4 protein-coding genes are annotated in these 4866 nt (G+C 64.0%); 3 read left to right on the forward strand and 1 reads right to left on the reverse strand.

Annotation, left to right across the window (positions count from 1 at the left end; translation table 11 throughout):
- Positions 1-194: 194 nt before the first annotated feature.
- The 3 genes from AC1Q61_RS32295 to AC1Q61_RS32305 are packed head-to-tail and all read left to right on the forward strand — an operon-like array spanning position 195 to position 3939.
- Positions 195-1370: a tyrosine-type recombinase/integrase gene (locus tag AC1Q61_RS32295; RefSeq protein ID WP_021334719.1), complete on the forward strand. Its 1176-nt coding sequence runs from the start codon at positions 195-197 to the stop codon at positions 1368-1370.
- Positions 1363-3522 (forward strand): tyrosine-type recombinase/integrase, encoded by a 2160-nt coding sequence (locus tag AC1Q61_RS32300; RefSeq protein WP_080656790.1) that lies wholly within the window; start codon positions 1363-1365, stop codon positions 3520-3522. The genes AC1Q61_RS32295 and AC1Q61_RS32300 overlap by 8 nt, the downstream gene beginning before the upstream one ends.
- Positions 3523-3540: 18 nt before the next feature.
- Positions 3541-3939 carry a DUF6262 family protein gene (locus tag AC1Q61_RS32305; protein ID WP_021334717.1) on the forward strand — a complete coding sequence of 133 codons (399 nt, stop codon included), beginning with the start codon at positions 3541-3543 and terminating at the stop codon, positions 3937-3939.
- A 31-nt stretch (positions 3940-3970) separates the two neighbouring features.
- Here AC1Q61_RS32305 and AC1Q61_RS32310 read toward each other — a convergent pair whose 3' ends face one another.
- Complete coding sequence (locus AC1Q61_RS32310) at positions 3971-4738, reverse strand: HNH endonuclease family protein (protein WP_021334716.1); 768 nt, start codon at positions 4736-4738, stop codon at positions 3971-3973.
- Positions 4739-4866 lie beyond the last annotated feature (128 nt).

Below are 4866 nucleotides of genomic sequence, written 5' to 3' on the forward strand. Positions count from 1 at the left end.
TGTAATCCGTAGCTAGTAGGTAGTGCCGTTGACATCATCCTGGGCTTCCTTCCACGGATTCGGGATATGTGGGCGACGGTGTTATCTGCAGGCAGCGAGGTACGCCGATGACACCGCCGACACGCACCGTTCGGGTGCATCGAATCAGGCAGGGTCGGGCGTAGCTTCGAGTTCAGGCGAACGGGAGCGGGCTGATGGCTACAGCGCAACGTGTCACTCTCAGCGACGGTGCAACGACCTGGACGGTGATCGACAGATCGTTCGGTCTCGTTGAGCCGGTCGAGGCATACCTCGAGTACGGGCGGCAAATCGACTTCCGGCCGAACACGACCCGCGCCTACGCACAGAGCCTGGCCCAGTGGTGGTCGTTCCTGGAAGTGACCGGCACATCGTGGGATGCGGTGAAGCTGCACGACTTCGGCGACTTCATCTCTGCCCTGCGCTACGGCGAGCTGGACTCGCCGGTCCGCGAACTCCGCCCCCGACCGACGCTCAGCGACAGCACGGTGAACCTCCGCATGCGCGCGGTGATGAGTTTCTACCGCTACCAGGCCGACAGCGGAACAGACGCTGCGCCGTTCCTGTGGAAGCAAGCCCAGGTCCGATCGGGCCGCTACCTCTCGTTCCTCGAGCACGTGGCCAGGCGAGCGCCGCAGAAGCGCGCAACTATCCGAATCCGCGCCGCCCGCAAGGCCATCCCGGTTCTGACGCCGACCACGATCGACGCCCTCCAAGATGCCGAGGCCAGCTACGACCCGGTGCTCGAGGAGTGGCGAGGTGACCTGCGATATCGGTTCCTGTGGGCAGTCCTGGCGGAATCGGGCATGCGGATCGGTGAAGCCCTCTCGTTGCAGCACCGCGACTGGATCACCGGGATCGGTGGCAAGAGCGCCCGGGTCGCGATCGTGAGCAGGGTGCACCCGCACGGCCTGTCCGCCAAGTCCGGGGAGCGCGAGGTCCACATCGGGTCGCGGCTCGATCGGCTCTACGCCGACTACGTGTGGTGGCTGTGCGATCGAGGCGCCGATGTGGCCCTCGATGATTGGGACAGCAGCTACATCTTCTGCAACGTGATGCGGAACCCGCTGTTCGCGCCGCTGCGCACCGAGTCGGTCTATGCGCACCTGCGCTCGATGAAGCACCGCGACAACGACTTCCCGAACCTGATGACACCGCACTGGTTTCGGCACACCCACGCCACTGCGCTGTTGCTGGCAGGGAGCCCCGTCCACACCGTCAGTCGCCGCCTCGGCCACGCGAGCGTGCAGACCACGATGAACATCTACGGCCACGTCACCGAGGACGCCGAGCTGGCCTCGGTAGCGAACTGGCGCGAATACGTCGCCGGATGGGAGTATCCGAATGCTTAGCCCAGCAACAGATCCCGCAATCACGTCCTGGTCGCGCAGCCCCAAGAGACTGCACCAGATCGATCCGGGCTTGGCACTAGCGGACATGTTCGACCTCACCATCGCCCGCAGGCTCTGGGACTCTCTGCCCGAAGAATGCCGCAGCGATCACTTCGACAAGAAGACGATGCCGGCGCACTACCGACCGGCGATCCGCGAAGTAAACGTCGGTGGGGGCTGGACCTCCTGCTACCTGAACTTCCGCGGTTTGCCGGAGCCGATGACCTGGGAAATCGCCTGGATCATTCATCGGCGTATCGAGCTGGGTCACTTCGTCCGCGTCATCGAGACGAATGCCGTCTTCACCCTGCTGCGCGCCGCGATGCATCACGACGACGAGTGCCGGTCGGCGCAATCGCTGCTGCACCGTTCGCCGGACGAGTGGGTGAGATCCGCACGGAAGGCTCAGATGCGCGGTGAGAAGATCGGCGAGTCTGCGTTCAAAGGCGGCACCTACCGCCTCGGGCACATGGCCGCCGTGCTCGGATACGCCTATCACCGCGGCCCGTGGTGGGAGCTGAACGTCTGGAACCCCAGCCTCGACCCGAGGGTGCCCCAACGCGACCACGAACCGCAAGGTCGCACGACCATGCACTTCACCAACCTGACCAGCATGTGGTTGCGCGAGGGAGCGAAGTACTGGCTCTCGGCGGGCCTGACCACGGAAAGGTACTCGTGGAGCACGATCAAATCGCGCCTGGACGCTCTGAAATGGCTGCAACGCTACATCGACACCACCGCCGATCAGGGCCCGTGCCTGACAACCGATCCACACCGCCTGCGGGGCTTCATCCGCGGCTTCTGCGACCTGCTCCTCGCACACCGCATCGAGTCCGGGGCGCGCGCGGGCAAGCCGCTGGCGACGAACCCACGCCGCCAGATCATGACCGCGATCGAACAGTTCTACCAGTTCATGTATGACCACCGGGACGAAGCCGCCACCGAACTCGGCATCAGCGCCTGGGCCACTCTGCGACCCGAGCACTGCGTGCTCTTCCGCCCCGAGGACAAGCCCCGCCTGGCCAACGTCAAGGCAGACGGCATGGTCCTCGAAGACGATGTCATGGCGCAGATCGCCGAAGGCAGCGGCCTGCTCGCACAGCCCGTGAACGAGGGCGGACTCGGCGACCTGCAAGCCTTCCACATCATGATGCTTCTGCTGCGCACCGGACGTCGCGCCAACGAGGTGCTGATGATGGACTTCGACCCACTCGAACCGATCCTGCGCACGCGCACAGACAGTGATCCTGACAGCGCGGGATTCGTCGCCCGGATGCGGTATCAACAGACCAAGATCGAATCGAACCTCGCACCCACGATCCCCGTGGACGAGGAGATCGTCACGATCATCCGAGCCCAACAAAAGCACGCCCGAGAAATGATGGCACACTTCGGAAACCCTGACGTCACGCCAAAATACCTGTTCCTTCGCACGACCCGAAACCGACTGGGCGACAAGCCTTACCCGCTTCCGACAATGCATCTGCGGTTCAGCAGACTCACCAGCCTGCTCAACATCAGAGACTCCGTCGGACGTCAGGTCGCGGTCTCCAAGACACACCGCTTCCGGCACACCGCCGCGACCAACCTCATCAACGCCGGAGTGCCGCTGCACGTCGTGATGCGCTACTTCGGACACATCTCTCCGGACATGACCTTGCACTACGCCGTGACCTCCGCTCAGACCATGGAGGAGGAATTCCTCCGATACAAGAAAGTCACCCGCGACGGCCGCACCGCCTCGATCGACAGCTCCGACCTCTACGACCTGATCCAGCTCGACAAGCGAGCCGACCGCATCCTCCCCAACGGCTGGTGCACGCTCCCACCGAAACAATTGTGCGATAAGGGAAACGCCTGCCTGTCCTGCTCGAAATTCGTCACCGACTCCACTCACGCCCCGCAGTTGCGGACCCAACTCACCGACACGGAAACCCTGATCGAACACCGGCAAGCAGTGTTCACCGCGAAGTACGGCGCCCCGATGGACGAGACGAACATCTGGCTGCACGGCCGCCAAATCGAGGTCGACTCGCTCAACCGGATCCTGCTCTCGATCAACGACGTCTCCGCCACCGACAAGGCCGTTCGCGGCCCCGGAACCACCATCTAGAGCAAGGAGAACCAGCCCGTGCCCGAACACCTCACCGCCGCAGCGCGAGCGCGCCACACCGAGACCAGAGCCCGCGCGGACGCGGCGCTGCTGGCACTCAGCAATGCAGGCGAGCCGGTCACCTTCGCGGCCGTCGCTCGCCGCGCCAAGGTCTCCACCGACTTCCTCTACAACCAGCCCGACCTGCGCACGAAGATCAACGACCTCCGCACCAGGCGGTCGCACCGCCGAACAACTCCGGAACAGATGACCGAACCCGGACAGCAGTCTGCACCGTCCGCAGTCAGAGCACTGTCCTCGCAGCTCAAGGAACTCAAACGGCGGCACGCCGAAGAGGTCGGCGAGCTGCGCACGGCGCTCGCGGTCGCCCACGGCGAGAACCTCGCGCTGCGGCGACGATTCACCGACTCCGGCTAGCGCCCTGCGGGTAAGCGATTTCGCCGCTCGTTCACGAAACACGACCCGCTGCCTCGGCATCGGCGGGAAGCGCCTGTCCGGGACACGTCGACAGGACGGTGGCGATCGCGTCTTTCTCCGCCTGGGTCACCCACAGTCGATACCGGAGTTTGACCGCGACCTGACGGGCCACATAAGCACAACGGAACGCCTTGTTCGGCGGCAGCCACGATGCGGCATCCGAATCACTCTTCGCCGAGTTCGGAGCCTGCGTGGTAGCGATGAGATTGAGCGGATCATTCGCCAGATCGATCCGCTCGGCGGCCGACAACTGCTGCGCGCCCTTCTGCCACGAATCACCAAGAGCGACGACATGCTCGATCGGGACGAGCGGCGAAGTCGTCTCCCCACGAACGAAATTCACCGTCGTCCCGGTATACGGATCGTGAAGAACTCCCGACTGCACCACACACGGCGGCGAGACCACACCCGAGCGGACCTTGCACGTGACGTCCACAAGGTCACGGGACAATATGTCCTCGCGAGTACTCAGCGAGTTCCCGCCCCACATAACGGTGTTCGTATCAGTCCACGCGACCCCGAACTCGCTGCGCGCATACCCCGTCTTCGGCGCACGCCCCTTCACCGCAAGCTGATCCAGCGCCGACAGTGCCTCATCGACCTGCACACCAGGCGCAGAAGTTCCCGACACCGGAGCGGCGAATACCGACCCACCATCAGCGGGAAGGACCGAGCAACCAGACACAGTGACAACGAACGCCGCAGCTACCGCCGCGACCCCGGTCACGCGCTGGCGCATCACAAGGCCACCACAGCAGTGAGCGGCATGTCATCGACATAGTGACCAGCAGAAAGAGGAAGACTCCTTGACAAAGCTGCTGATAACACGTGATCGATCTGGACTGCAGAAGACGTGTCCTGGCCGCG

It is taken from the genome of Rhodococcus sp. MPR-R1B (assembly GCF_058793255.1).

What these genes read in the sequence shown, in the direction of transcription:
- AC1Q61_RS32295 (WP_021334719.1), top strand. Translation starts at nt 195, where the DNA reads ATGGCTACAGCGCAACGTGTCACTCTCAGCGACGGTGCAACGACCTGG.
- AC1Q61_RS32300 (WP_080656790.1), top strand. Translation starts at nt 1,363, where the DNA reads ATGCTTAGCCCAGCAACAGATCCCGCAATCACGTCCTGGTCGCGCAGC.
- AC1Q61_RS32310 (WP_021334716.1), bottom strand. Translation starts at nt 4,738, where the DNA reads ATGCGCCAGCGCGTGACCGGGGTCGCGGCGGTAGCTGCGGCGTTCGTT.